At 40.5% G+C, this 26419-nt stretch carries 23 protein-coding genes; 17 read left to right on the top strand and 6 right to left on the bottom strand.

All coding sequences use genetic code 11. The features are described 5' to 3' along the window. Positions 1-2: 2 nt before the first annotated feature. From DYC50_RS10060 to DYC50_RS10050, 3 genes are read left to right on the top strand one after another with little or no spacing between them, the layout of a single operon-like run. Entirely contained in the window at positions 3-1136 is a 1134-nt protein-coding gene (locus DYC50_RS10060) for a capsule biosynthesis protein (protein WP_115250053.1), read from the top strand. After that, positions 1136-1933 carry an ABC transporter permease gene (locus DYC50_RS10055; RefSeq protein ID WP_115250052.1) on the top strand — a complete coding sequence of 266 codons (798 nt, stop codon included), beginning with the start codon at positions 1136-1138 and terminating at the stop codon, positions 1931-1933. The genes DYC50_RS10060 and DYC50_RS10055 overlap by 1 nt, the downstream gene beginning before the upstream one ends. Next, complete coding sequence (locus DYC50_RS10050; protein ID WP_115250051.1) at positions 1930-2577, top strand: ABC transporter ATP-binding protein; 648 nt, start codon at positions 1930-1932, stop codon at positions 2575-2577. The genes DYC50_RS10055 and DYC50_RS10050 overlap by 4 nt, the downstream gene beginning before the upstream one ends. 59 nt (positions 2578-2636) lie before the next feature. Here DYC50_RS10050 and plsB read toward each other — a convergent pair whose 3' ends face one another. Then, the gene (plsB, locus tag DYC50_RS10045) at positions 2637-5081 is read right to left on the bottom strand and encodes a glycerol-3-phosphate 1-O-acyltransferase PlsB (protein ID WP_115250050.1); all 2445 of its coding nucleotides are present in this window, start codon (positions 5079-5081) and stop codon (positions 2637-2639) included. Positions 5082-5307: 226 nt separating this feature from the next. On the opposite strand from plsB, the gene lexA reads away from it, so the two are divergent. From lexA to DYC50_RS10005, 8 genes are all read left to right on the top strand, one after another. Next, positions 5308-5943, top strand: a complete 636-nt coding sequence (gene lexA / locus DYC50_RS10040) for a transcriptional repressor LexA (RefSeq protein WP_115250049.1) — start codon at positions 5308-5310, stop codon at positions 5941-5943. Positions 5944-6358: 415 nt separating this feature from the next. Further along, complete coding sequence (gene rpsF, locus DYC50_RS10035; RefSeq protein WP_103854031.1) at positions 6359-6736, top strand: 30S ribosomal protein S6; 378 nt, start codon at positions 6359-6361, stop codon at positions 6734-6736. Then, on the top strand, positions 6723-7049 hold the full coding sequence (gene priB, locus DYC50_RS10030; RefSeq protein ID WP_103854030.1) for a primosomal replication protein N: 327 nt from the start codon (positions 6723-6725) through the stop codon (positions 7047-7049). The genes rpsF and priB overlap by 14 nt, the downstream gene beginning before the upstream one ends. 12 nt (positions 7050-7061) lie before the next feature. Further along, positions 7062-7286, top strand: coding sequence for a 30S ribosomal protein S18 (rpsR, locus tag DYC50_RS10025; protein WP_035687245.1), 225 nt, complete (start codon positions 7062-7064; stop codon positions 7284-7286). Between the two features lie 17 nt (positions 7287-7303). Then, complete coding sequence (rplI, locus tag DYC50_RS10020) at positions 7304-7753, top strand: 50S ribosomal protein L9 (RefSeq protein ID WP_103854029.1); 450 nt, start codon at positions 7304-7306, stop codon at positions 7751-7753. A gap of 193 nt (positions 7754-7946) precedes the next feature. Beyond that, positions 7947-10349, top strand: a complete 2403-nt coding sequence (gene rnr, locus DYC50_RS10015; RefSeq protein ID WP_115250048.1) for a ribonuclease R — start codon at positions 7947-7949, stop codon at positions 10347-10349. Positions 10350-10437: 88 nt separating this feature from the next. Continuing rightward, positions 10438-11178 carry a 23S rRNA (guanosine(2251)-2'-O)-methyltransferase RlmB gene (gene rlmB / locus DYC50_RS10010; protein ID WP_115250047.1) on the top strand — a complete coding sequence of 247 codons (741 nt, stop codon included), beginning with the start codon at positions 10438-10440 and terminating at the stop codon, positions 11176-11178. A 110-nt stretch (positions 11179-11288) separates the two neighbouring features. Continuing rightward, entirely contained in the window at positions 11289-12281 is a 993-nt protein-coding gene (locus tag DYC50_RS10005; protein WP_172459085.1) for a lysozyme inhibitor LprI family protein, read from the top strand. A 141-nt stretch (positions 12282-12422) separates the two neighbouring features. Here DYC50_RS10005 and cgtA read toward each other — a convergent pair whose 3' ends face one another. The 4 genes from cgtA to rplU all read right to left on the bottom strand — a co-directional run bounded on the left by cgtA (position 12423) and on the right by rplU (position 15303). After that, on the bottom strand, positions 12423-13595 hold the full coding sequence (cgtA, locus tag DYC50_RS10000) for an Obg family GTPase CgtA (protein ID WP_115250044.1): 1173 nt from the start codon (positions 13593-13595) through the stop codon (positions 12423-12425). 8 nt (positions 13596-13603) lie between these two features. Next, positions 13604-14524 (bottom strand): DMT family transporter, encoded by a 921-nt coding sequence (locus DYC50_RS09995; RefSeq protein ID WP_115250043.1) that lies wholly within the window; start codon positions 14522-14524, stop codon positions 13604-13606. A gap of 189 nt (positions 14525-14713) precedes the next feature. After that, positions 14714-14971 (bottom strand): 50S ribosomal protein L27, encoded by a 258-nt coding sequence (rpmA, locus tag DYC50_RS09990; protein ID WP_103853279.1) that lies wholly within the window; start codon positions 14969-14971, stop codon positions 14714-14716. 20 nt (positions 14972-14991) lie between these two features. Then, a complete protein-coding gene (rplU, locus tag DYC50_RS09985; RefSeq protein WP_103853280.1) occupies positions 14992-15303 on the bottom strand; it encodes a 50S ribosomal protein L21 in 312 nt (103 codons plus the stop codon). 237 nt (positions 15304-15540) lie between these two features. Between rplU and ispB the strand changes: the two genes are divergently transcribed. Together ispB and DYC50_RS09975 are read left to right on the top strand one after the other, a co-directional pair. Next, entirely contained in the window at positions 15541-16512 is a 972-nt protein-coding gene (gene ispB, locus DYC50_RS09980) for an octaprenyl diphosphate synthase (RefSeq protein ID WP_115250042.1), read from the top strand. 24 nt (positions 16513-16536) lie between these two features. Next, positions 16537-17280 carry an epoxyqueuosine reductase QueH gene (locus DYC50_RS09975; RefSeq protein WP_245872635.1) on the top strand — a complete coding sequence of 248 codons (744 nt, stop codon included), beginning with the start codon at positions 16537-16539 and terminating at the stop codon, positions 17278-17280. Between the two features lie 42 nt (positions 17281-17322). Here DYC50_RS09975 and DYC50_RS09970 read toward each other — a convergent pair whose 3' ends face one another. Continuing rightward, positions 17323-22185 (bottom strand): exo-alpha-sialidase, encoded by a 4863-nt coding sequence (locus DYC50_RS09970; RefSeq protein WP_115250041.1) that lies wholly within the window; start codon positions 22183-22185, stop codon positions 17323-17325. Positions 22186-22464: 279 nt separating this feature from the next. On the opposite strand from DYC50_RS09970, the gene DYC50_RS09965 reads away from it, so the two are divergent. The 4 genes from DYC50_RS09965 to DYC50_RS10675 are packed head-to-tail and all read left to right on the top strand — an operon-like array spanning position 22465 to position 26238. Further along, a complete protein-coding gene (locus DYC50_RS09965; RefSeq protein ID WP_115250040.1) occupies positions 22465-23568 on the top strand; it encodes a PhoH family protein in 1104 nt (367 codons plus the stop codon). Next, on the top strand, positions 23565-24032 hold the full coding sequence (ybeY, locus tag DYC50_RS09960) for an rRNA maturation RNase YbeY (RefSeq protein WP_115250039.1): 468 nt from the start codon (positions 23565-23567) through the stop codon (positions 24030-24032). Before DYC50_RS09965 ends, ybeY begins: the two co-directional genes overlap by 4 nt. A gap of 2 nt (positions 24033-24034) precedes the next feature. Beyond that, entirely contained in the window at positions 24035-26023 is a 1989-nt protein-coding gene (locus tag DYC50_RS09955; protein ID WP_115250038.1) for a tRNA(Met) cytidine acetyltransferase TmcA, read from the top strand. 47 nt (positions 26024-26070) lie between these two features. Continuing rightward, complete coding sequence (locus DYC50_RS10675; RefSeq protein ID WP_172459084.1) at positions 26071-26238, top strand: DUF5363 domain-containing protein; 168 nt, start codon at positions 26071-26073, stop codon at positions 26236-26238. Positions 26239-26419: the final 181 nt, after the last annotated feature.

Below are 26419 nucleotides of genomic sequence, written 5' to 3'. Positions count from 1 at the left end.
GAATGGAACAAAATATTGAACAGCCTATTGCAAGACGTAAGAAAAAATTGAATTTAAAAAAACTTAATCCATTATTGTGGATAACGGTGATTATTCCTACTTTTTGTTCAATTTTCTATTTTTCGATCTGGGCTTCAGATGTCTATATTTCTGAATCTAGCTTTATTGTGCGTTCTTCACGTAGCCAGGCTAGTTTAGGTGGAATGGGGGCATTGTTGCAAAGTATCGGCTTTGCACGCTCTCAAGATGACACATTTACTGTGCAAGAGTTTATGCATTCTCGCAATGCTTTAAGCACCTTAGAAACTGATTTGCCGCTTAGAAAATATTATGACGAAGGGGATTTTTTCAGTCGCTTTGATCCACTAGGATTATTTGATTCGCAAGAAGCGTTCTATCAATATTTTCGCGATCATTTATCCATTAGTATTGATTCACTATCGGGTATTGCAACATTAAGGGTGCGTACTTTTGATCCAGCATCAGCGCAAGAAATTAATAATGCCTTGCTCAATCTCGCTGAAAAATTAGTGAATCAGCTTAATGATCGTGCGCGTAGGGATACCATTAAATTCGCAGAACAATCGGTTAATGAAGCAGAGAATCATTTAACTGAAACTTCTGTCGCATTAAGCCAATATCGTGTTAAAAATGAAATTTTTGATGTGGCAAGCCAATCAGAATCAGTTTTGACCTTGGTACAGAAATTACAAAATGAATTAATTTCAATTCAAACTCAGCTTGATCAAGTCAGAGCGTTATCACCCAATAACCCTCAGGTTAAAGTGTTAAGAGCAAGACAAAAAAGTATTCGAGAAGAGTTATCACAGCAGTTAGATGTAGTTTTTGAAGGGAAAAAATCGTTAACCACCCAATCTGCTGAGTATCAACGTTTGATTTTAGATGATACCTTAGCGAAACAACAATTAACTGCTGCGATGTCAGCGTTGCAAAGCGCAAAAGAAGAAGCAGGCAGACAGCAGCTATATTTGGAAATTATTGCTAAGCCGAATCGTCCAGATTTAGCCTTAGAGCCGCATCGTTTATACAATATTTTGGCAACGTTAATTCTTGGCTTGGTGCTTTATGGTGTATTAACACTATTATTAGCAGGTGTGAGAGAGCATAAAAACTAATGCAGTATGGCGAACAAACCTCATTGCGAGAATCATTTCAAATTCAGTGGCGAGTGCTGAAAGCATTATTGCTACGCGAAATCATTACTCGTTATGGGCGTAAGAATTTAGGGTTCTTATGGTTATTTGTCGAACCCTTTATGATGACCCTTGTGATTGTATTAATGTGGCACTTTTTTAGGGCAGATAGGTTCTCTACGCTAAATATTGTTGCTTTTGCAATCACAGGCTATCCCTTATTGATGATGTGGCGTAATGCCTCGAATAGAGCAATTGGTGCAATTGATGCCAATATGGCGTTGTTATATCACCGTAATGTTCGCCCTTTAGATACGCTTTTTTCTAGAATGACATTGGAAATTATGGGGGCGACCGTTGCACAGATTTTAATGCTTGCCTTTCTTGTGATAATCGGCTGGGTTGAAATGCCAAGCGATGTGCTATATATGCTCTTTGCTTGGTTCTTAATGGCGCTATTTGCCATTGGTCTAGGCTTGATTATTTGCTCACTATCTTATTATTTAGAATTTTTTGGCAAGATCTGGGGAACATTAACATTCTTGATGTTTCCTATTTCGGGGGCATTCTTTTTAGTAAGCAGTTTGCCTAGTAATGTGCAATCTATGTTGCTATGGTTTCCAATGATTCACGGTACGGAAATGTTTAGACACGGTTATTTTGGTTCAAGTGTCGTCACAATGGAATCTCCCGGCTATCTTCTTGCCTGTGATTTAGTAATGCTTTTAATTGGATTATTAATGGTACGCAGTTTTAGTAATAGGATTAACGCAAGATGATCAGTGTAGAAAATGTTTATAAGAAATATCATACAAGAACAGGCCCAGTAACTGTTTTAAATGATATTAATTTTAAACTTGAGAAAGGGGAAAAAGTTGGCATCTTGGGGCGTAACGGTGCAGGGAAATCAACCTTAATTCGCTTAATGAGTGGTGTTGAAGCGCCAACATCAGGCACGATTCGCCGTGAAATGAGCATATCTTGGCCGCTCGCCTTTAGTGGTGCATTCCAAGGTAGTTTAACGGGAATGGACAATTTGCGCTTTATTTGTCGCATTTATAATGCCGATATTGACTATGTAAAAGCCTTTACCGAAGAGTTTTCAGAATTGGGTAATTACCTTTATGAACCTGTGAGAAGTTATTCATCAGGAATGAAAGCACGTTTAGCCTTTGCGTTATCCTTATCTGTAGAATTTGACTGCTATCTTATTGATGAAGTGATTGCCGTAGGGGACTCGCGCTTTAGTGATAAATGTCGTTATGAGCTTTTTGAAAAACGCAAAGATCGCTCTATTATTCTCGTTTCTCACAGCCCTTCTGCAATTCGTGAGTATTGTGATAGTGCTAAGGTGCTAGAAAAAGGCAAGTTATTAGATTTTCCTTCCATTGATGAAGCCTATAAATATTACAATCAACAATAAATAAAATGTATTAAAAAACACCCGCGCTTTATTAAGAGCGGGTGTTTTTTATGGGATTTTTATTCGCTTTGTTCAACAAAATCTTCGGTTTTTTCTACCGCACTTCGGATTGTTAGGCCGACTTCTGCGGAGATCATATGGGAGAGAATTTCGCTGAGTGCGTTTAAACGTGGCATATCAATGTGATTGTCATCATCAAAGTAGCCTTGTTCTTTTAGGCTTGCAACAAACGCAGAGAATACGGCTTTGTCGAAAAACTCAGGTGCGTTGATGCCGTGCAATACGGATAAACGTTGTGCCACAGATTGGCTTTCTTTTTCCAGTATGCCACGGGAGATGCTTGGATCGTTTTGTAAAATACTCACGGTAATGTAGTAGCGTTGTAGGATTTCACGCACGCCAGCCGACCATAACTGTAATGCACGAACTTGTGGTTTATTGATAGACAGCATATTTTCATTGCATTGAATAATATTTTGGCGTTGCAATTCGGCAATGATTTTTTCCACTTGTTCATTAAGTTCTTGTTGGCTGAAATGCAGAAATAGCTCTCTTTGTAAGAAAGGATAAATTTTATTTACGGCATCTAAAACTAATGATTTTTGAATCGCTTCATAATGCAACACAATGCTCGCAACCAATGATGGCAAGACAAACAGATGCTGGATATTGTTGCGATAATAAGTCATTAGCACGGCATAATTGCGTTCTAAGCGAATAATTTCACCAAAGTTATCTTTTTCTTGCACCACGCCCACACGATCTAGATTGAGAACGTGATCGAGCATTTCTTCAGGCGTTTCCGTAGGCACGATAATATCTGGAGAATAAGGCACATTTTGTAAGAATTGCTGATAACTAGCCAGCTGTTCTAAAAGCTGCTCGCGGGTTAAAGCGCGTTGGCGTGAAGAGAGCAAGGCTAATCCAGTTAAATTCATTGCATTTACGGCAGCGGCATTATTAATGTTAATCATCACTTGGTTAGAAACGGAATCCACCGCCTTGTTGAACCATTGTGATTTTTCCCCTTCTGGCGTTTGTTCTTTCCATTCAGGGAAATGCTGGTTGAGATAGTTGCTTAACACGATCGGCTCGCCAAAATTCACATAGCCTTTACCTAAATTACGCAATTTTTTGATTACGCGTAATACAAGCCCTGCATTTTCTTTCTCTTTTGCTGCACCACGCAATTCTTTGGCGTAAGTGTCCACTTCCAAAACGTGTTCATAGCCCACATAAACAGGCACGACAGAAATCGGACGCGTTTGGCGCTGCTGTAAGGCTTGCAAGGTCATTGACATCATTCCTGTTTTTGGCGCAAGTAAACGCCCAGTACGAGAGCGCCCACCTTCAATGAAATATTCAACTGAGTAACCACGATGGAATAATTCACCTAAATATTCACGGAAAATGGTGGAATACAGACGGTTGCCTTTAAATGTACGGCGAATAAAAAATGCACCACCACGGCGGAACATTGCGCCCACAGGCCAGAAATTTAAGTTAATGCCTGCGGCGATATGCGGTGTTACCAAACCTTGATGATATAACACATAAGACAGTAATAAATAGTCAATATGGCTACGGTGACACGGCACATAAACAATTTCGTGTCCCTCAAGTGCCAGCTTACGCACACGATCGGCATTTTGCACATCAATGCCTTGATAAAGTTTATTCCATAGCCAACGTAAGAAACGATCTGCCACACGCAAACCTTCATAGCTCACATTGGCGGCGATCTCATCTAAGATTTTATAGGCCTCTTTTTGCGCTTTTTCCATTGGAATTTTCTTGCTTTTCGCTTCATCTTCAATGGCTTTTAGAATCGCAGGGGATTGCAGCAATTTATTAAACATTGCTTGGCGATTTGGCAAGCGCGGCCCTGTGGCTGAAATGCGTTGTTTAGAAAAGTGAATTTTTGCCACTCGCGCTAATTTCGCCGCAATTTTTTCATCAGAGCCGTGTTCATTCACCATATAACGCAATGAAACGGCTTGCGAAAAGCGCACAAAGGTATCGCGCCCGAACCAAATTGCGGCGGCAAATTTTTGAATACCGTTTAATAAACGCAAATTTGGTAAGCCAGCTTTATTTTCGTGGCCGGGTGAACGCCCCCATAGCACGGAAACTGGGATTAATTGCACATCAAGATCGGGTAAAGTGCGGTGTAATTCTAAATATTTATTAAAGATCGCTAAGGTTTCTTTTTTCGCACCTTTAGATTTAAAAATGCGGTGGCCTTCATCTAAAAACACAAAACGCGGTAGGGAAGTCTCACCAAATGTGTTGTTTTCAAAGGGATCGGGTAATCCCACGCTTAAGCAGTTACGGCGGAAGATCACCAAGTCGGTTTGTGAAGTATAAGGTAAAACATAAACAATAGGCTGTTGAATATTTAGCCCGAGTTCTTCAATAGGATTATGTGGAATCGGATTGTTTTTAACTAATACAGAAAGGGGTAATTCTAATAATTTTCTATATAAATTAAGTACGCTAGCCATATAACTATCCATTATTTTTGTAATAATTTAATAAAATATTACGATATTTTAGCACAAAAAATTTGCCTTGCTTTGAATTCAAGACTGAACTTCCATTTTTCAGGCAACTATTTTTCTAATTTGCGGAAAAATCGACAAAATAACACATAAACAAGAAAAGCGGTTGCAACAAATCTGTTTCTGTATATAATGCCAGTAAATATGTATATAAAAACAGGGGAGTAAAATGACAATGATGAAAGCCCTCACAGCCCGTCAGCAAGAAGTTTATGATCTACTAAAACGCCATTTAGAAACCACAGGAATGCCGCCTACCCGTGCGGAAATTTCGCGTGAATTGGGATTTCGCTCACCAAATGCGGCAGAAGAACATCTCAAAGCACTTGCACGAAAAGGGGTAATTGAAATTATCCCAGGCGCATCGCGCGGTATTCGTTTGCTTGCAGAAGAAAATACGGAAGAAGAATCAGAGGGCTTGCCGCTTATCGGACGTGTTGCCGCGGGTGAGCCAATTTTAGCAGAACAGCATATTGAAGGCACTTATAAAGTAGATGCCAATATGTTCAAACCGCAAGCGGATTTCTTGCTGAAAGTCTATGGTCAATCAATGAAAGACATCGGCATTTTAGACGGTGATTTATTAGCCGTGCATAGCACCAAAGACGTACGCAATGGCCAAGTGATCGTGGCTCGCATTGAAGACGATGTTACCGTAAAACGCTTTGAGCGCAAAGGTTCGGTTGTTTATCTTCACGCAGAAAATGAAGAGTTTGAGCCAATTGTGGTTGATCTTGCTGAAACAGAACAATTTGAAATTGAAGGCATTGCGGTAGGGATCATTCGTAATAATGCGTGGATGTAACTCATTTATTTGCTTTATTCGCTATTAAAAAATTCAAAAAATTGCACCGCACTTTGGTTATAAATACAAATGGTTACAAAGCTAGCGATGAGGTGACGAGAGCCTGAGTTTTACAAGCTATCTTTGAATTGTAATGCTCATCGGCTTTACTGAATGAGTTCCATTAAAAGTGCGGTTGTTTTTTGCGAAATTTTTTGAGTAATTTTGAGTAAATTGACGCTTTTTACATATATTAAAAGTGTGCAATTTGAAACTCAAAATTTCCTTATAAAATAACATAATTTCCCCTTGTGCTTTTTCGTTAATCCTGTATAATCGCACGCCTTACAGCTACATCATCATTTTCGTTCCTTGCTTCCGCAAGATTGGTAGCTGGTCTTACAGTCGGAGGCTGATTAACCCGTAAGGAGCAGTAATGCGTCACTACGAAATCGTGTTTATGGTTCACCCGGACCAAAGCGAACAAGTACCAGCGATGATTGAGCGCTATACCAATTCTATTAAAGAAGCGGGCGGTCAAATCCATCGTTTAGAAGATTGGGGTCGCCGTCAATTAGCTTACCCAATCAACAAATTACACAAAGCACACTATGTGCTAATGAATGTAGAAGCGCCTCAAGAAGTCATCGACGAGCTAGAAACAACTTTCCGTTACAACGACGCAGTTCTTCGTAACGCAATTATTCGTACTAAGCACGCCGTAACAGAAGCGTCCCCAATGGTTAAAGCACGCGAAGAGCGTAAACCTTTAGCTGAAGTTGAAAACAACGATTTTGAGGATGCTGAAGAGTAATTCAAAGATTGATAATCGCTTCTCATTAATTGGTCAAGTCAGCGACTTTCCCAAACGAAGCAAAAGCCCTAACGGAATTGAACATTGCCGTTTTTATTTAGAGCATCGTTCTGAACAACAAGAGGCAGGCTTACCCCGCCAAGCGTGGTGTAAAATCGCAGTTCAAGTTAGTGGCAATCAGTTAATTGCAAAAACTCAAAGCATTACGGTCGGCAGTAATTTATTGATTGTGGGGTTTATCACTTCACATAAATCTGCAAATGGTTTAAGTCAATTAGTATTACACGCCGAGCAAATCGAATTTATAGATTAGGAGACTAGCCAAATGGCACGTTATTTCCGTCGTCGTAAGTTCTGCCGCTTTACAGCGGAAAACGTTCAAGAAATCGATTACAAAGATATCGCAACGTTAAAGAACTATATTTCAGAGAGCGGCAAAATTGTTCCAAGCCGTATTACCGGTACTCGTGCGAAGTATCAACGTCAATTAGCTCGTGCAATCAAACGCGCGCGTTTCTTAGCGTTACTTCCATACACTGATAATCAGTAATTAAGGAGAATACGGTAATGCAAGTAATTCTTTTAGATAAAGTTGTTCACCTTGGTAATGTAGGTGATCAAGTTAATGTTAAATCTGGTTATGCGCGTAACTTCTTAATCCCACAAGGTAAAGCAGTTATGGCAACTAAAGCTAACATTGAATATTTTGAAGCACGTCGTGCAGAATTAGAAGAAAAAGCAGCGAAAGCACTTGTGGCAGCAATGGATCGCGCAGAGCGTCTTGAAGCCCTTGAGTCTGTAACCATCGCAAGTAAAGCGGGTGATGAAGGCCGTTTATTCGGTTCTATCGGTACTCGTGATATTGCTGATGCAATCACAGCTCGTGGTGTTGAAGTAGCGAAAAGCGAAGTTCGTTTACCAAACGGTTTAATCCGTACCACTGGTGAACACGAAGTGCGTTTCCAACTTCACGGTGAAGTATTCGCAAACTTACGTCTTATCGTAGTTGCTGAATAATCACAGCTTTTTATAAGATAAAAAAACCCAGCGCGCGCTGGGTTTTTGTTTGTAAGCGTATTTTATCCCCTTGCTGTTTTACAAATAATAACGATAAAAAGCACTTTGCCTAAAATATCCCCAATTCTTTCCTTGCTTTCCCCTTCCTGCAATGTCAAACTTACAGCAATCTATGCCTTATAAGGAAATCATTATGGCTAAAAAAATAACAAAAAAAACCACCGCACTTTCCGATCCAAATTATCAGCAGGAATTAAAAAAATATAGCAACCCTGTGCCAAGTCGTGAGTTTATTCTCAATATTATTCGTGATCATAATGCGCCAATCTCAAAAGAAGAATTATATGCTGTTTTGGCAATTCACGATGAAGAGCGCCAAGAAGCAATGCGCCGCCGTTTACGCGCGATGGAAAATGAAGGGCAACTTGTTTTTACCAAGCGTAAGCGCTATGCCTTGCCAGAAAAATTAGACTTAATCAAAGGAACGGTGATTGGGCATAAAGAAGGCTACGGCTTTTTACAAGTGGACGGTGCAAAGCAAGATTTATTCATTCCCAATGGACAAATGAAGCAAGTTATGCACGGCGATTATGTTCTTGCGCAGCCAAGCGGTTTTGATCGCAAAGGGCGTCAAGAAGTGCGCATCGTGCGTTTACTTGAAGGACGCAAAAAGCATATTGTGGGCCGTTTCTTTTTAGAAGAAGGGATTGGCTATGTTGTGCCTGATGACAGCCGAATCAATCGTGATATTTTGATCCCTAATGAATATCGCCACGGCGCACGAATGGGGCAAGTTGTGGTGGTGGAACTCAAACCTCGCACCGCAATGTTTACTCGCCCTGTGGGAATGATTATTGAAGTGTTAGGCGAAAATATGGCAAAAGGAATGGAAACCGAAATTGCCATTCGCAATCACGATATTCCGCACGTTTTCCCAAGTGCGGTGCAAAAACAAGTAAAAAAATTCACCAAAGAAGTGCCTGAGGCGGCGAAAAAAGGGCGGGTGGACTTACGCCAACTTCCTTTAGTCACCATTGATGGTGAAGATGCGCGAGATTTTGATGATGCGGTGTATTGCCAGCGTACAGGAAAAGGAGGCTGGAAACTTTGGGTTGCCATTGCCGATGTGAGCTACTATGTTCGCCTGCGCACTGCATTGGATAACGAAGCCTATAATCGCGGAAACTCGGTGTATTTCCCAAATCGCGTTGTGCCAATGTTGCCAGAAGTACTCTCTAACGGCTTGTGTTCGCTCAATCCACAGGTTGATCGTTTATGTATGGTGTGTGAACTCAGTATTTCACCAAAAGGCAAAATGACCGATTACCGCTTTTACGAAGCCGTGATGAATTCTCACGCGCGTTTAACCTACACCAAAGTGGCACGCATTTTGGAAGGTGATGAAGAACTGCAACAGCGCTATGAACCCCTTGTTCCCCATTTGCAAGAATTACATCATCTTTATCAAGCCTTGGTAAAAGCTCGCCAGCAACGTGGCGCGATTGATTTTGAAACCATCGAAAGCAAATTTGTGTTTAATGAAATGGGACGCATTGAACGCATTGAGCCAGTGGTGCGTAATGATGCCCATAAAATCATTGAAGAATGTATGATTTTAGCCAACATTGCCGCGGCGAATTTTATGGAAACCCACAATGAACCTGCGTTATATCGTATTCACGCAGGGCCAAGTGAAGAAAAACTCAGTGCTTTCCGTGCTTACCTCGCAGAGCAAGGGTTAAGTCTAGGCGGTGGTGCAAAGCCAACCACAGAAGATTACGCCAAATTACTGGCACAAGTGAAAGCGCGCCCTGATCACGAACTTATCCAAACCATGTTGCTACGCTCTCTCAGCCAAGCGATTTATTCCCCAGATAATATTGGGCATTTTGGCTTAGCGCTAGAGCAATATGCGCATTTCACCTCGCCAATTCGCCGCTATCCCGATTTAACTTTACATCGTGGAATCAAATACTTACTGGCTAAATTGCAAGGCTCAAAACGCAAAACCACAGATTCAGGCGGTTATCATTATTCCTTTGATGAAATGGATAACCTAGGCGAACATTGCTCAATGACCGAACGCCGCGCCGATGACGCGACTCGCGAAGTGGCAGACTGGCTCAAATGTGAATATATGCAAGATCACGTTGGCGAAGAATTTACTGGCGTAATTTCTGCCGTAACAGGATTCGGTTTATTTGTCCGTTTAGATGATTTGTTCATTGACGGGCTTGTGCATATTTCAACCTTGGATAATGATTATTATCAATTTGATGTAAACCGCCAGCAGTTAATCGGTGAAAACAGCGGACGGATTTATCGTTTAGGCGATAAAGTGGAAGTGCGTGTAGAAGCCGTTAGCCTTGAACAACGCCAAGTGGATTTCTCACTTATCAGCACAGAACGCAAGCCACGCCGCGAAGGCAAAACTGCCAAGGATAAAGCGAAAAAAGGCTTCCGCTATGCTGAAAGCGCGAAAAAACAAAAAGGGAAATCCGCCACTAAATCAACGAAAAAAGCGAAAAACAAAAGTGCGGTGAAAAAATCAGAAATTTCTGCTAAGAAAAATAAACGTAAATCGCACCGCACTTAATTAAATACACTTGCGGAAAACTGGCGGAAAGACGGCAAACAAGCGTATAATTCCGCCTTATTTTATGTATCAATGTTAAAGGATAACAATGTCTGAAAATATTTATGGAATCCATGCGGTTAATGCGTTTTTGGCAAATGCACCTGAACGGTTGATTGAGGTTTATGTGCTAAAAGGACGTGAGGATAAACGCTTACAGCCTGTTCTCAATACGCTTTATCAGCTTGGCATTTCCGTGCAATTCCTTAACCGAGAAACGTTGGATAAAAAAGCCAACGGCGAAGTGCATCAAGGGATTATTGCCCGCGTGCAACCTGCTAAAGAATTAAATGAAAATGATCTGGATCGTATTTTACGCGATCAGCAAAATCCCCTTGTATTGGTGCTAGATGGCGTAACCGATCCGCATAATCTGGGTGCCTGTTTGCGTACCGCCGATGCGGCAGGCGTGTGTGCGGTGATCGTGCCAAAAGATAAATCGGCACAGCTTAATGCCACCGCTCGCAAAGTGGCGTGTGGGGCGGCAGAAGTGGTGCCATTGATTCGTGTAACCAATTTAGCGCGTACCCTAAGAGAGTTGCAACAGCATTATAATATGTGGGTGGTTGGCACCGCAGGGGAAGCAACGGAAACCTTATACCAAAGCAAACTAACGGGGGCGCTTGCGTTAGTAATGGGCGCAGAAGGGGACGGAATGCGCCGCTTAACTCGCGAAACTTGCGATCAGTTGGTGAGTATTCCAATGGCGGGCTCGGTTTCTTCCCTGAATGTATCGGTTGCGACTGGCGTGTGTTTATTTGAGATAGCAAGACAACGTTTATTAGGGTGATAATAAAAAATGGTATTTTTTGTTAGTTTAATAAAAGTTTATAGCAAGCATTATTCCAATGTAATAATGCACTTTGATATGCATAAATGATAAAAGAAATGGAGGATATAATGAAAATTTTACTATCTATTTTGCTTTTGTTATTGACTCCCCCCTCTTTAATGGCTGAACAATTTTTGAATACTCGAAATGACTATCCTTGGGAACGATTATTTACAGTATGTTTTTTAACAAGTTCTTTTGTTGAGATGAAGTTGCCTGAAAAGGCAAATTATTGTTATAAGCTTGAACAGAATTCACTAGATAGAGGATTGAACCGTAGTTATAGGTTGTTTTTAGGTGAAATTGATCTAGTTTCTCGAAAATATTTTAAATCTGTTCAAAGGGCTTGGATTACATATAGGGATCGCTATTTTCAATTTCTCAATTCGCTATGCTCGGAAAAACAATCTATTAATGATCATTGTGATGGAGATAATTCAGAAATTAATCGGCTAAAAGCAAAATTTATAGAGCAACAAGTACTTCGTTTAAGTGATTTTATTCAGCAAGGCGGACTAGCAGATTCTATCAATATGTTAGATTATCTCACTGATAATGAGCTTCGCGAATGGAATTTTGAACCACAGGAATTGCGAGTGTTTTTGAAAAAATATCCAGCATTAGTTAGTGAAAGAATCCATCCTTTGGTACATGATGATAGTGCATTTTTATCAGAAGAACATAAAAGGAGAGCGAGTTTACACGTTAGGCATGCATATTTTTATGAACAAGAGCAAGCAATGAATGCTGAGGTTTCTCATTTGAATGGTTTAATTGAAGAAGAGCTATATTCTGATCAGTTAGAATTATTTAATAATACAAAGAAAGCTTATTATCATTTTCAACAAACATTTAAGGCGTATATGGAAAGGATTGTATGCGATTCTCAGTTTTGTGATGCAACTTTAGCTATCAAACTTAATAAAGTTATACTGGATAGAATTGACGTGTTGGAAATGCTTATTCTCTCTCAATTTTATATAGGGCCACAAGAATTATATTATCAAGATAGAGAGAGACGCTTTAACAATATTCATTTGGGAGATTGGGATTATGAGTAATGAGCATTGTGTAAAAGTAGTAATGCATAAAATATCGGAATCTGCAGACTAATTAATCCCTATTGTAGTATTTAGTATAGTAAGATCTTAGTAAAAAGGAAGGATTGCTCCTTCCTTATTTTTTATATTAAAGATAGTAAATTAAGGTTTATAAATAATTTCTACACCTTCATCATCTTCATCTGACCAATCGTCCCAATCTTCATCGTCTTCATCAAATTGATGTTCAGCAAGTTGTTCTTGATGATAGTCATCCCATTTGAACTTCACTTCTTCTGGGTTCTCTGGTTGTTTTTCTTCCTCTCTTGGGTGAGCGTCTAAATAATCCATAATATCACGGCAGAGTGCTGGCACATTTTTTCCTGTCGCAGCGGAAATGAGGTAATAATCACCCTCCCAACCTAAGCGTTCAAGGATTTCTTTTGCTCGCTCGTGAGCTTCTTCATCGGACATTGTGTCGATTTTGTTAAACACCAGCCATTGGGTTTTATCGGCAAGTTTTCCGCTATATTGGAAAAGCTCGCTTTCAATAATGGCAATGTTATCCGCAGGATCGCTACCATCAATTGGGTTGATGTCCACAAGGTGAATGAGGACGCGACAACGCTCTAAATGTTTTAAGAAACGAATACCTAAGCCTGCCCCTTCAGACGCACCTTCGATTAAACCTGGAATATCCGCAATTACAAAGCTACGGTTTTCATCAACCCGAGCTACGCCTAAACTTGGCACAAGGGTGGTGAATGGGTAATCTGCCACTTTCGGTTTGGCTGCGGAAACAGCACGAATAAAGGTAGATTTTCCTGCATTCGGCAAGCCAAGCATACCCACATCAGCGAGCAACATTAATTCCAATAACAAATCACGTTTTTCGCCCGCTGTGCCGTTGGTTTTTTGCCGTGGTGCTCGGTTTACGGAAGATTTAAAACGGGCATTGCCTAAACCGTGATAGCCGCCTTTGGCAATCAGCATTTTGGCACCGTGTTTGGTTAAATCCCCGAGGATTTCTTTGGTGTCGTTATCAATCGCACGCGTTCCTACTGGCACTCTTAGTGTGATGTCTTTACCACGACGCCCTGTGCAGTCTGAACTGCGACCATTTTCACCACGTCCTGCGGCAAAACGTTTTTCAAAACGGTAGTCGATCAGGGTGTTAAGGTTTTCATCGGCAATAAGATACACATCGCCGCCATCACCGCCATCACCGCCATCAGGCCCGCCTTTCGGGATAAATTTTTCGCGGCGGAAACTCACACAGCCGTTTCCGCCATCACCAGCCTCAACACGAATCAAGGCTTCATCAATAAACTTCATTTTTTCTCCTATTTCTTATTCTTTATAAATTTGTGTCCAATTGCTGAGAACATTGCACCAAGCACCACCACGAACGCGCCAATATAGCTTAGGTTGTTGAGATCTGGCGCAGAAAACTCTTGCGGATCGATCGCGTGCAGCAAATGGGAAAACGCAATGGTAAATAATGGCACCAGTGTTACAACTACGCTCACTTTTGCTACTTCCCAGCGGTTTAAGGCTTCGGCATAAGCGCCGTAGCCGATCAATGTATTTAAACAACAGTAAATAAAACAAGCTAAGGTTAAACCACTTAGTCCCTGTACTTGTGAAACCTGCGCAAAGGGCGTAAAGACCATTGCACAACCAAAATAAAACATTAATAGCACTTGTTGTGCTGTGAATTGGCGTAGCATCAATTTTTGTGCCAACCCATAAGCAACCCAAATTAAGGCGGCGCAGACGCTTAATAATACCCCGATTAAATACCCATTCAGCTGGGTAAATTGGCCGAGCTTGTCATTAAAAAATAGCCCTAAACCAATAATTAAAATCACCAGTCCAATTTTTTGGTGCAAACCTAACCGCTCTTTGAAAACAATCACGCCACAAATCAGCATCGCAAAGGAAGAAAGGTGGATAAAAATCTGTGCTACCGAGGGTTCAATAAATTGTAATGAGGTATTAAATAAAGAGAAGTTGCCTGAAAGCCCAATAATGCCAAAAACTAGCAAGCCCACATAATAGCGGTTAAGCTGTGAGAGCTTAGGCAATTTTTTGCTTAATCCTAAAAATAGCAGTAGGGCGGAACTGGCCACAATAAAGCGATACCAAACAATCGTTTGTGGTGTCATTACATTTAACACTTGCTTTAAAGCAATAGGCAGTGAACCCCAAGCCATTGCGGTGATTAAGGCAAATGTAAATCCTAATAGGGGTTGTTGCTTCATTACATTTCCTCCTTAATCTGGGTGATGTTCTCTTTTTATCTTTTACGCGGTTGAAATTGCTATATGGGGGCAGCTTTGGCAATTTCTATATTTGCACGTAAAATTTTTTGAAATGATGTGGATTATATAGGCTAATAACAAAAAAGCCCCACAAAACTGTGAGGCATTTTATTCTGTTTATTTGTAAAATTATTCAGCTACGATACTAACGTATTTACGATTTTTTTCGCCTTTAACTTCAAATTTTACTTTACCATCAGCAGTTGCGAATAAAGTGTGATCTCTACCCATACCTACGTTAGCACCTGCGTGGAATTTAGTACCACGTTGACGAACGATGATGCTACCTGCTAATACAGATTCGCCACCGAAGCGTTTAACACCAAGGCGTTTAGCTTCAGAATCGCGACCGTTACGAGTTGAACCACCAGCTTTTTTAGTTGCCATCTACTTGATCTCCTCTGAAATTATGCTTGAATCCCAGTGATTTTCACTTCTGTGAACCACTGACGATGACCTTGTTGTTTACGACTGTGTTTACGACGACGGAATTTAACGATTTTAACTTTATCGCCACGACCGTGTGAAACCACTTCAGCCACTACTTTCGCACCAGCAACAACTGGCGCACCGATTTTAACATCTTCACCATTAACGACCATTAACACTGAGTCGAATTCAACGCTTTCGCCAGTTGAAACTTCAAGTTTCTCTAAACGAACAACTTGACCTTCGCTTACTCGGTGTTGTTTACCGCCACTTTGGAAAACTGCGTACATAAATACTCCGCTATACATTGTGCTTTAATGTTTAATTCATTTAGCACATCAAAATTCATATAAATAGGTCGCAAATTCTACGGAAAAACAAACCCGATAGCAAGAATTTATTTGCAATAAAATAAAAAAAGTTAGATTTACGCTGGTTTGATTTCAGAAAGCCAAGAAAATCAGGTAAAATCAACCGCACTTTAGGCAATGATAAACACATTCACAATGATAGATAAACGCAATCTTATGGATATAAATGCAATCCAAATGCTCATCAATGAGGATATGCAGAAAGTTAATGCCAAAATTTTGGCGCAGCTTAATTCTGACGTACCGCTGATTAATCAGCTGGGTTATTACTTAATTCAAAGTGGTGGCAAACGCATTCGCCCAATGCTTGCCGTGTTGGCTGCTAATGCGCTGGGTTATCAAGGGGAAGAGCATATTAATTGTGCCACTTTCATTGAGTTTACCCATACTGCAACCTTGTTGCACGATGACGTGGTGGACGAATCAGAAATGCGCCGCGGCAAACCCACGGCCAATAGTGAATTTGGCAATGCGGCCAGCGTGTTGGTGGGCGATTACATTTATACCCGCTCTTTTCAGCTAATGACGGATACTAACTCGCTGAAAATTCTAAAAATAATGTCTGATGCCACCAATGTGATTGCGGAAGGGGAAGTTCAACAATTGATGAATATGAACGATCCTGATACCACAGAAGAAAGCTATATGCGTGTTATTTATAGCAAAACTGCGCGTTTATTTGAGGCAGCAACGCAGTGTTCCGCCATTGTCGCAGGGGCGAGCGAAGCGCAAGAGCTTGCATTGCAACAATACGGACGCTATCTCGGCACTGCATTCCAACTTATTGATGATGTGTTGGATTATCAAGCAGACGCGCAAACCTTAGGCAAAAATATTGGTGATGATCTTGCTGAAGGCAAACCGACCTTACCATTATTACACGCAATGCATAACAGCGATGAAAACCAACGCCAGCTTATTCGCAATGCCATTGAACAAGGTGGGCAACGTGAAATTTTAAATGACGTGCTTGCCATAATGGCGCAATATGGCTCCATTGAATACACCATCGACCGCGCACGTCAAGAAGCACAAAAAGCCATTGATGCCATTGCCATTTTGCCTGAAAGTGAGTATAAACAAGCACTGATTTCTTTGGCTTATTTATCAGTGGATAGAACAACTTAATTTTATTTTTAGCTATTATTGATTATGGAACAACAAACCAATCACGAAACAAACAAAAGTGCGGTGGAATTTTCACAAAAATCGCACCGCACTTCGCGTAAAGCGAAAAAAGATCCGAACGCGCCTTTTGTGCGTGAAAAATTAACCTTGCCAAATGGACACCAAAAATTGCTGCTCCATTCTTGCTGCGCCCCTTGCTCGGGTGAAGTGATGGAAGCTATTTTGGCCTCAGGCATTGAATTTACCATTTATTTCTACAACCCGAATATTCACCCGTTAAAAGAATATTTAATCCGTAAAGAAGAAAATATCCGCTTTGCAGAAAAATTTGGCATTCCTTTTATTGACGCAGATTATGATCGGCAAAACTGGTTCGATCGTGCGAAAGGAATGGAAAACGAGCCAGAGCGTGGCATTCGCTGCACAATGTGCTTTGATATGCGTTTTGAAAAAGCCGCACAATATGCGCACGAAAATGGTTTCCCCGTGTTTACAAGTTGTTTAGGCATTTCTCGCTGGAAAGATATGAACCAAATTAACGGTTGCGGGCACCGCGCGGCGGCAAAATATGATGATGTGGAATATTGGGATTACAACTGGCGTAAAGGCGGTGGTTCACAACGAATGATCGAAATCAGCAAACGCGAACGTTTCTACCAACAAGAATATTGCGGCTGCGTTTATTCCTTGCGTGATACCAACAAATGGCGCGAAGCCAACGGCAGACAAAAAATTGAAATTGGTAAATTGTATTACACCAATGATTAATGAGTTAAAGGGATGGTTTTTAAGCCATCCCTTTATGGTTTATTAGAACTGATATTCTAATTTAACAGCTAAATTAGTTTGTTTTAATCCATAGTCAGAAAGGGATTTTCTATGACTAATTTGGGCACTGATGTTTAGGTTTGGCGTAATATCATAACCTGCGCTGGCAGAGAATAATAAGGAGTTGCCTAATTTACCCGTTTTGTATTGCTGGGTTGTTCCATCATTGAGGGTTAAGACAGGAGTATTTCCTGTATTGTGTTCATACATTGTACGGAGTTTCAATGATTTCCACGCAATTTCACCCCCAATTTGTTGAGTGAAAATATATTGTCGATCATTATTGATATTCCAACTGAAGGTATGATCCTCAATATTGGCTTTACTACTTTGGTATTGTAACGCAATAATCGGCGTTAAACGGACTTCATTTATCAAGAAATGATAGCCTGTTTCTGCACCAATGCCCCAAGAATGGCCTCTCACTTTGGCTAAATCTTTATGTTGTGAAGTGGAAATTTTACCGCGCATATATTGATAGTTTCCATTAAGATTAACATAGCTTTGTTCGGTCAGTTGATTCTCTAAGGTGAACAATACTCCCACAGAGTTATATTTTGCAGAACTACTGCCTTCAATTTCTGTGGTTTTTGGTTCAACTGAGAATTTACTGAGAGCAAGTCCTAAGTGAAGGTGATGTTTATCGTTGAGATCAAGACGACCGCCAAATAGAGTGCTATTTGTGGTGGATTTGTAGCCATAGCCATAATCTCCAAAGCCAAGATTGCTATTATAAGTGGCTTTACGATGTTGTTGTAAAACATAGAAATTTTTCGTGCCTTGCGTAATATTTTGCGCAAAGATCTGAGCCTGCATATAACTATGTTCTAACAAAGCTAAATTCGTTACCAAATAGGCAGGCACTTGGCTATTTAATGCTGGGCGATAGGTTGAAGCACTTGAAGTTGTTGCGCCTGCTAATGGCGTTACCGCGGTATCCTCAGCAGGCACGCTGCTACCCGTAGCGTTATCTGCACTATCTTCATTTTGATTTGAAGATGGGGTTACCGCAGTATCCTCAGCAGGCACAGTGCTATCCGTAGCGTTATCTACGTTATCTTCATCTTGATCTGAAGATGGCGTTGTCGCAGTGTTATCTACAGGGGAAGGCGTATTGGCATTGTCTTCATCTTTGTTTGAAGGCTGAGTTACCGTGGCATCATCCGCAGGGGAAGCAGGTTCACTGCTGCCATCAGTCTTTCTTTCATCTTGATTTGCAGGTGGGGTTACTGCCGTATCTGCGGTTGGTGGAGTAGGTGTAGCTGTGTCATCAGGTTTAGGGCTTTCCTCTTTAGGTGGCTCTTGAGGCGCTTTAATGATTGGTGATAACGCTTCACCTTTTTCATTGATTAACAAGGTTTGTAAGCGGTAATCGTAGAAATCGCTATTGTTCTCACCAAAACTATTTTCACTTGCCGCACTTGCCCCTTTTTCAATGCTGACTAAGGCGTAGCGATTAATATGGCTTTCATCATTATGAACAGCTTTCGCCAAATTAAAGGCATCAAGGCGACTTGGTTGTCCTTTCACTTGGATTAGTGAAATCCCTTCATTGGCATCATAGCGATTATTGCTATTTATATCTGAGCGCCCAATATGATTATGCTGTAAATTAATATTTACAGGAATAGATTGTTCAGTCGTTAGATTGCCATTAATAAGTACACGATCTGATCGCCATTCAGCTATATTTTCGGAAGGATTATCTACATTTAATGTGATATCTGCTCCTTCATTAGTAACGTCAGAAAACGACAAGGTTTTTGGTTGGAAATGAGTATTCCCCGATTTATTGCCATTTGAGGCATTTGTGAATTGCTGATTTTTATTAGGAATAATATGGGAATTAGCCCGCCAGTAAGCGTGTGAATTAATTATACCATCCCCCGCTAAACTGGCATTTTCTTGAATATATAATGGTGAATTATTAAGCTCACCCTCTAAAACAGTTACCCCTTGATTTAACAAGGTTTTTCCTGTGTGATTGAATTGACCAATTAAATATAATGTACCCTCTCCATTTTTGCTTAAGCTACCTTGACCTTGCGTATCTGCAAATAAACGGCTTGTTTGGTCGGCACTAATATCCGCATTAATTTGGCTGGTGTCATCAAGTGCAAAGCTATCAAAGCGAGCAATTACATTATCTTTTATGCTTAATGTTGCATTCTTCGCTAAATTTGCATTTTGCGTTAAATGTGAAGTATCAGGTGCATAAATTATTTCACCTTGATTGATGGTAAGCTCGTTTAAGGTTGAGTTTGTTTCTAAAGTTAAGTGGTTATTATTAAGTGCGGTCGGTTTATAGGCAAAATTTAATTTACCCTTATCATCACCGAGTATTTCGCCCTTAATTTTTCTTTCTCCAGATTGCAGATAGTTGAGCGTGCTAGTGTCAGTGGAATTACTATTAATAATATTTCCATTAATTGTTGCGGCTTGCAGCCCTTTATCCTCACCATTTTCAATGGTGAAATTATTTCCATTTAAGTCAAACATTCCTTTATTTAAGCTAAGATTTTCGGCTTTAATTTGATTTTCACCATATAATTTTACTGTGCCATCAGGGTTTACAAGAATTTCAGAATAGGCTTGGATTTTACCTTCTTTTTCTTGCTGTTTTAGACCTAATGTGCCTTCATTAACAATGATTTTGGCAGGATTTACACCTTCACCAATTTTAATAATTTCGCCATCACCAATTTTATAGAACGTTTCAGCAGCGGTACTATTGCGGGCATATTCAAATGGTGTGTTTCGTTTATCACGATGCAAGATATTATTTTTCCAAACAAGCTCTTGAATATTTAAGCGGACAAATTCAATTTTTCCTTCCGCACCTTCATAAAGCAAGCCAATATCGCCATTTGGTAATTCAGTTAAGCTACTATAGGCATAATTATTTGGTGTAATTGTGGTGGTATATTTCCATTCGATAGAACCATCTTCTTGTACTTCACCGAGCCAAACTTTGCCATTATTACGACCGTTAGAATGTGGATTAGCAAAAAGGATATGTTCTTTGCCATTAATACGTTTGGAATATTTAATCACGGAAAGTTGGCAATAAGGTTCTAATAGCACATCATCTAAAATAATGTCTTTTTCCCAAGTGTAACCGCCATCATAACTGGTGGAAATATGAACGCGATTATGCGGCGTTACACGAGAAAAGAGTTTTAATTGTCCGTTGTCTAATTCAATCACTTGGGATTCAGTAATTTCATAGCCATAAGTGCCGTTAAGCAGACGTGATCCGCCTTGTGCCGCAAATCTGCTATCAATTGGGGATTCACCGCGTTCCCAAGTTTTTCCCCCGTCTTTGCTGATAATCACTGCAGCCGCTTGTTTATTATTGCTATTGGTGTAGTAAACAGGCATCACTAAAGAGCCGTCTTTAAGTTGAATCCCTGTTCCGGGACCTGTTCCCATAAAGCGCATCCAATCTGCTTTCACTTGTGGATTGATATTGACAGGATTAGACCAAGTTTCGCCGTCATCATCACTATAAGTTAGCCATAAATTGCTGGTGATAGTTGATTTAAGTGGCGCACTATCATTATTTGGATTTTTAGTTTGCAAATAAATATTGCCTAAACGCATATCACCTTGATATAAATCCCCAAGATCTTTAAATGCCAATTCAGGATTGCCATTAATAACGACACGATAATCTGTTGGTTTATTTTTATCATTATAAACAATACCATTTTCACGAATAGTATAACGATTGTTATATTCGTCAGTTAATAATTGATAATATTTTCCACCAATATTTTTATAACCCGAACCTTCGGCATTTTGATTTTTGATCCCAAAGAATCCTTTTGTTTCAGGGAACATATCTACAATCATAAAGACACGCCCGTTGCGTTTGTCTTGCACCATAAGTGGATCGATTAAGAAGGCGGAATTTTGACCGCCATAAGATTGGCTAGCAAGATCAATCACTGTTTGGCTTTTTTGCCAAGTTAAGCCACCATCAAAACTGCGGCGGATTGCTGTGTCAATATTTCCCCAGTCGGCAGAATGTTGCCAACGTTTGTCGATAGCGGCAATAACAACGCCATTTTGTGTAGTGAATAAAGAAGGAATACGGTAGTTTCTTGCGCCATCTTGATTTGGTTGAAAGAGCGATTCTTTTTCGGTAAGCATTGCTCCCGAAGCGCGATGCTTATCAGCAAACTCAACTTCATTTCGGCGATAAGTTTCGGCTAACTCTTTGTGTAGTGCTTTGATTTCTTCTTCTGATAATACTTGTTCGGTAACTCCCGCAGAATAAATATTTCCACTAAAACGCATATCATTACCAGAACTTCTTGGCGTTTTTCCTAAATAAGCAATATTTAAGTTCTCAATATCTTTGAAGAATTTTGAATTATTATGAGTTTGTTTTAATTCGCCATTTACATAAATTTTAATTTGATTATTTTCTTTATCAAAGGTATAGGTAATAGTTTGATAATCTTTATTCTTATTGTTTATCTTAGCAGTAAGTAATGAGTTATTAATTAAATAATTATTCTTATTTCTTAATTCTAAGCCAAAGGTATCCGTACCTTGTTTCCTTGACATATAGAAATTAATATAGTGATTTGTGTGAGCACCTTGAGTAGAAGCCCCTAAAAGAGAATAAACATTATCCCCTGCATTGGTTTTAAAACCAAAAGTTAAAGAACCATTTTCTAAATTAAAGACATCATTTTTAGTGAAGGTTTCTGTAATATTAATTGGTTTAAATAATTCAGTGTTTGATTTGAAATCTAAGATTCCTTCGCTACTCGCCATGGCATATTGGCTGATAAGGCATGAAGAAATTAAAGCTGCCAATGTTGTTTTTTTCATAGGGCATCCTTTTTGTTGAAGTGAAATAGAGAAAATCTCAAGCTTGATAGTATTTTTACTCCATTTTGAAGTAAACAAGGATCATTTCACTTCGTGATATTCTTCACAGAATTATTCTTATTTTCTATCAAAAATGAGAGATTTTTCACATTTCTGCAAAAAGAGAATTTCTTAAAGAGCATTAGAGCCTGTATTTAAAACGTGATAATATTCCCACTAACAATCAAATGATGTTGCCAACAACTGAAAAATAGAAAGGAACACAACTTGTCCACCCCAATGAGCGAACTAAGCGAAACCTTTACTCTTGAACCGCAAGATAATGCCCGTTTGCAGGCGTTGTGCGGGGCATTTGATGAAAATATCCAGTTGATCGAAAAAGAATTTTTCTTGGATATTGCACGGCGTAATTTTACCTTTACGCTGAAATCGAAGGATCCCAATCCAAAATCTCATCACGCGAAATTGTTAAATAAAGTAGCGGCGTTGATCCAAACATTGTATTTGGAAACCGCACCAGTGCGTGGCGTGGTGAAAGAAATTGATTTGTCTGATGTGCATTTAGCCATTCAGGAAAATCGAATGTTATTACAACAAGATACTGAACAAGCAGAACAAAATGCGGTGCCAAAAGTGTATCAAACCACAATTAAAACCAAGCGTGGCTTAATTAAACCTCGTGGCGCAAATCAAATTCAATATTTGCACAATATTTTGCGTTATGACATCAGTTTTGGTATTGGGCCAGCAGGCACAGGGAAAACTTTTCTTGCCGTGGCTGCAGCGGTGGAAGCCTTAGAGCGACAAGAAGTGCGCCGCATTTTGCTTACTCGCCCTGCGGTGGAAGCAGGGGAAAAATTGGGCTTTTTGCCGGGGGATTTAGGGCAAAAAATTGAGCCTTATTTACGACCGCTCTATGATGCTTTATTTGAAATGCTGGGCTTTGAAAAAGTACAGAAATTAATGGAGCGCAATGTGATTGAAATCGCACCGCTGGCTTATATGCGTGGACGCACGCTGAATGATAGCTTTATCATTTTAGATGAAAGCCAAAATACTACTACCGAGCAAATGAAAATGTTTTTAACTCGTATTGGGTTTAATTCTAAAGCGGTGATAACAGGCGACATCACGCAAATTGACTTGCCACGCAGCCAAAAATCAGGCTTACGCCACGCCATTGAAGTGCTGGAAAATGTGCCAGAATTGAGCTTTAATTATTTTGACAGTAAAGACATTGTTCGCCATCCAGTGGTTGCCAAAGTGGTGCAAGCCTATGATAAATGGGACGAACAGGAAGAAATTCGCCGTCAAGAACGTGCCTTACAGCGTCAGCAAGAACAGGCGAAACAACAGGCTTTAGAACGAGAAGAAACAGAATGAAAGATGTCATCGTTGATTTACAAATCGCAGCAGAAAATAGCGAAAACTTGCCCACAGAACAACAATTCCAACAATGGGCAACCGCCGCTGTGCAAGCAGAAAACCTGCAACCTGAGATCACCATTCGCGTGGTGGACGAAGCGGAAAGCCAAAGCTTAAACGCCACTTATCGTGGTAAGGATTATCCAACCAACGTGCTTTCCTTTCCTTTTGAATGCCCTGAAGAAGTGGAATTGCCGCTGCTCGGCGATTTAGTTATTTGCCGCCAAGTGGTGGAACGAGAAGCGCAAGAACAAGGCAAACCCTTAATGGCACATTGGGCGCATATGGTCGTACACGGCTGTTTGCATTTACTGGGCTACGACCACATTGAAGATGATGAAGCAGAAGAAATGGAAAGCCTTGAAACGGAAATAATGCAAGATCTTGGCTTTGCCGATCCTTATTTAGCGGAAAAAGCCTAGCCTTGCAGCCACGTCAGCTTTGTATCTTCGTTGGGGAAAATGCGTGGTTACAGACTCAACTTTCTCCCTTATTTTCTGGCTTAGATCGCTTTGAAAAACAAAGTGCGGTGCTTTTTTTTGATGAAAATTGCACCGTACTTTTGCCCGCTCAAAACATCACGCCCATTCCTTTTAGCAAAGCGAAAAATCAGCTTGGGCGCGAACATTCCCTGATTATTTACGATTCCAGACAAAGCCTAAATCTTGACGCCCTTGCCATTGCCGCAGGTACATTACAAGCGGGTGGGCAGCTTTATTTATTGTTCAACCATTGGCAACATTTAGCCACGCAAATTGATTTGGATAGCCAGCGTTGGAGCGGTGTTCCGCAAGGCATTTGCACACCAAATTTTGTCCAATTTATGCAACAAAAAGTGCGTGAATACGGCTTTCCTATTTATCAGCAACAAAATGGCGATAGCTTTTTACCCGCACCGCATAACTCAGCCATTGAGCCGATACAGTCCTTTCATTCTGCCACGCAGGAGCAACAACGCATTTTGCAACAGCTATTAAATGCTCCGAAAGAAATTAATGTGATCACCGCCAAGCGTGGGCGGGGAAAATCCGCCTTGGCAGGATTATTTGCCGCCCATTTAGACAAGGTGATTCTCACTGCGCCCAATAAAAGTGCGGTGCAAATTTTACAAGATTTTGCTGAGAAAGAGTTGCCTTTTATTGCGCCCGATGATCTCGCTCAACAAGTGCAACAAGAGCCCGATAAATTTAACGATCATTGGTTGATCATTGATGAAGCAGCGATGATCCCGCTACCTTTATTAATGCAGCTCACAGCACATTTTCGGGCGATTTTATGTACCACCACGATACAAAGCTATGAAGGAACGGGGCGCGGTTTCTTGCTTAAATTTATGCAAAAAAATCACCGCACTTTGCAACATTTTGAACTCAGCACCCCGTTGCGTTGGCGAGCTGATGATCTGATCGAGCCTTTTATTTCTGATTTGCTTTTATTAGAAGCAGAAAACCAATTAGCTCAGCCTAATTTCGTCCCGAATGCAGACTTGCATTTTCATTGGCATCATAGCCACGGCCTTTTTCAGCAAGGGGAATATGAAGATTTTTACGGATTGCTAACTCTCGCTCATTATAAAACGTCCCCCGTGGATTTACGTCGTTTGCTCGATGGCAAGCATCAGCAATTTTTACTGGCAAAATTCAATCAGCATTTATTGGGTGCGCTTTGGCTACTGAATGAAGGGGGAATGAAGGACAGCACGTTGATTGAAGGCATAATGCAAGGTATCCGCCGTCCGAAAGGCAATTTAGTGGCGCAAATATTGTGCCAAGCAAGCCTAAATGAATCGGCGTGCAAGCTGAGTTCTGCACGCATTTCTCGCATTGCCGTGCAACCCAAATGGCAACATCAAGGGATAGGGCAGGCGCTAATGGCAGAAGTGAATGAGCCAAGTCTGCAGAACCAAGATCGCACGCAAGATTTTTTATCGGTGAGTTTTGGCTACACGCTCGAGCTCGCTCAATTCTGGCAAAAGTGTGGGTTTAATTTGGTGTATTTAGGCAGCCATAAAGAAGCCAGCAGCGGTTGTTATAGTGCAATTAGCGTAAAAGGATTAAGTGGTGCAGGGCAAGATTTTTGCGCACAATTAGTGGCGCAATTTGAGCGGGATATGCCTTTATCTTTTCACCCTTTAGCCTCGCAGCTATGCCCACAAGGACAACAAGAAAGGGATTTTTTCTTGAATGAGCAAGACATCAAAGCGCTACATTATTTTGCGCATTATCAGCGAAATTTAGCCAGCACGATCCCGGCTATTCGTCGTTTATTATGGGGCAATCAAGGGGAAACATTGCCTTTGTTGTCGGCGTATTGTGAACAAAAAATCTTACCAAACACGGGCAAAAAGCAATGGTTGCAAGCTTGTCGCGAAGAAGTAAAACGATGGTTGCAAAAGCCAAAAATTCTTTTATGATAAGGAATACATAAGGCAAAGAATAAATCGCAAAATAGGGGGAAATAATGGCAAATCAACAAAAAGGTGTGCTGCGCAGATTATGGGATAAATACAGTGAATTTTGCAAAGAATTAGGGATCGATCAAGGCGCTTGCCGCAGTTGTGTGCCAGTGGTGAAATTTGATGAAGATCCACCGAAAAAAGCGGAGCAAGAGAAAGCAGCTAAATCTTAGGATCAGATCCCGATCTTTACATTTTTCACTTTTCAATGATTCTTCATAAAGCTATTTGGTGCGTTGCTCAAATGGCTTTCTTTTTGGCCGAAATATACAAATCTTTACATAAGATCTGGATCAAACTGCTTGCAACTTAGTCAAACTAATACTAAACTTACGAATAAGTGGTAAAAAGTGG

It is taken from the genome of Avibacterium avium, assembly GCF_900454535.1.
Classification (GTDB): Bacteria; Pseudomonadota; Gammaproteobacteria; order Enterobacterales; family Pasteurellaceae; genus Avibacterium; species Avibacterium avium.
The sequence above is the reverse complement of the archived record's forward strand: the minus strand, read 5'-3'. Positions and strand labels throughout refer to the sequence as shown.

Bases quoted from the DNA above. Each gene is read 5' to 3' on its own strand.
- DYC50_RS10060 (WP_115250053.1), top strand. From the start codon at position 3: ATGGAACAAAATATTGAACAGCCTATTGCAAGACGTAAGAAAAAATTG.
- DYC50_RS10055 (WP_115250052.1), top strand. From the start codon at position 1,136: ATGCAGTATGGCGAACAAACCTCATTGCGAGAATCATTTCAAATTCAG.
- DYC50_RS10050 (WP_115250051.1), top strand. From the start codon at position 1,930: ATGATCAGTGTAGAAAATGTTTATAAGAAATATCATACAAGAACAGGC.
- plsB (WP_115250050.1), bottom strand. From the start codon at position 5,081: ATGGCTAGCGTACTTAATTTATATAGAAAATTATTAGAATTACCCCTT.
- lexA (WP_115250049.1), top strand. From the start codon at position 5,308: ATGACAATGATGAAAGCCCTCACAGCCCGTCAGCAAGAAGTTTATGAT.
- rpsF (WP_103854031.1), top strand. From the start codon at position 6,359: ATGCGTCACTACGAAATCGTGTTTATGGTTCACCCGGACCAAAGCGAA.
- priB (WP_103854030.1), top strand. From the start codon at position 6,723: ATGCTGAAGAGTAATTCAAAGATTGATAATCGCTTCTCATTAATTGGT.
- rpsR (WP_035687245.1), top strand. From the start codon at position 7,062: ATGGCACGTTATTTCCGTCGTCGTAAGTTCTGCCGCTTTACAGCGGAA.
- rplI (WP_103854029.1), top strand. From the start codon at position 7,304: ATGCAAGTAATTCTTTTAGATAAAGTTGTTCACCTTGGTAATGTAGGT.
- rnr (WP_115250048.1), top strand. From the start codon at position 7,947: ATGGCTAAAAAAATAACAAAAAAAACCACCGCACTTTCCGATCCAAAT.
- rlmB (WP_115250047.1), top strand. From the start codon at position 10,438: ATGTCTGAAAATATTTATGGAATCCATGCGGTTAATGCGTTTTTGGCA.
- DYC50_RS10005 (WP_172459085.1), top strand. From the start codon at position 11,289: ATGAAAATTTTACTATCTATTTTGCTTTTGTTATTGACTCCCCCCTCT.
- cgtA (WP_115250044.1), bottom strand. From the start codon at position 13,595: ATGAAGTTTATTGATGAAGCCTTGATTCGTGTTGAGGCTGGTGATGGC.
- DYC50_RS09995 (WP_115250043.1), bottom strand. From the start codon at position 14,524: ATGAAGCAACAACCCCTATTAGGATTTACATTTGCCTTAATCACCGCA.
- rpmA (WP_103853279.1), bottom strand. From the start codon at position 14,971: ATGGCAACTAAAAAAGCTGGTGGTTCAACTCGTAACGGTCGCGATTCT.
- rplU (WP_103853280.1), bottom strand. From the start codon at position 15,303: ATGTACGCAGTTTTCCAAAGTGGCGGTAAACAACACCGAGTAAGCGAA.
- ispB (WP_115250042.1), top strand. From the start codon at position 15,541: ATGGATATAAATGCAATCCAAATGCTCATCAATGAGGATATGCAGAAA.
- DYC50_RS09975 (WP_245872635.1), top strand. From the start codon at position 16,537: ATGGAACAACAAACCAATCACGAAACAAACAAAAGTGCGGTGGAATTT.
- DYC50_RS09970 (WP_115250041.1), bottom strand. From the start codon at position 22,185: ATGAAAAAAACAACATTGGCAGCTTTAATTTCTTCATGCCTTATCAGC.
- DYC50_RS09965 (WP_115250040.1), top strand. From the start codon at position 22,465: ATGAGCGAACTAAGCGAAACCTTTACTCTTGAACCGCAAGATAATGCC.
- ybeY (WP_115250039.1), top strand. From the start codon at position 23,565: ATGAAAGATGTCATCGTTGATTTACAAATCGCAGCAGAAAATAGCGAA.
- DYC50_RS10675 (WP_172459084.1), top strand. From the start codon at position 26,071: ATGGCAAATCAACAAAAAGGTGTGCTGCGCAGATTATGGGATAAATAC.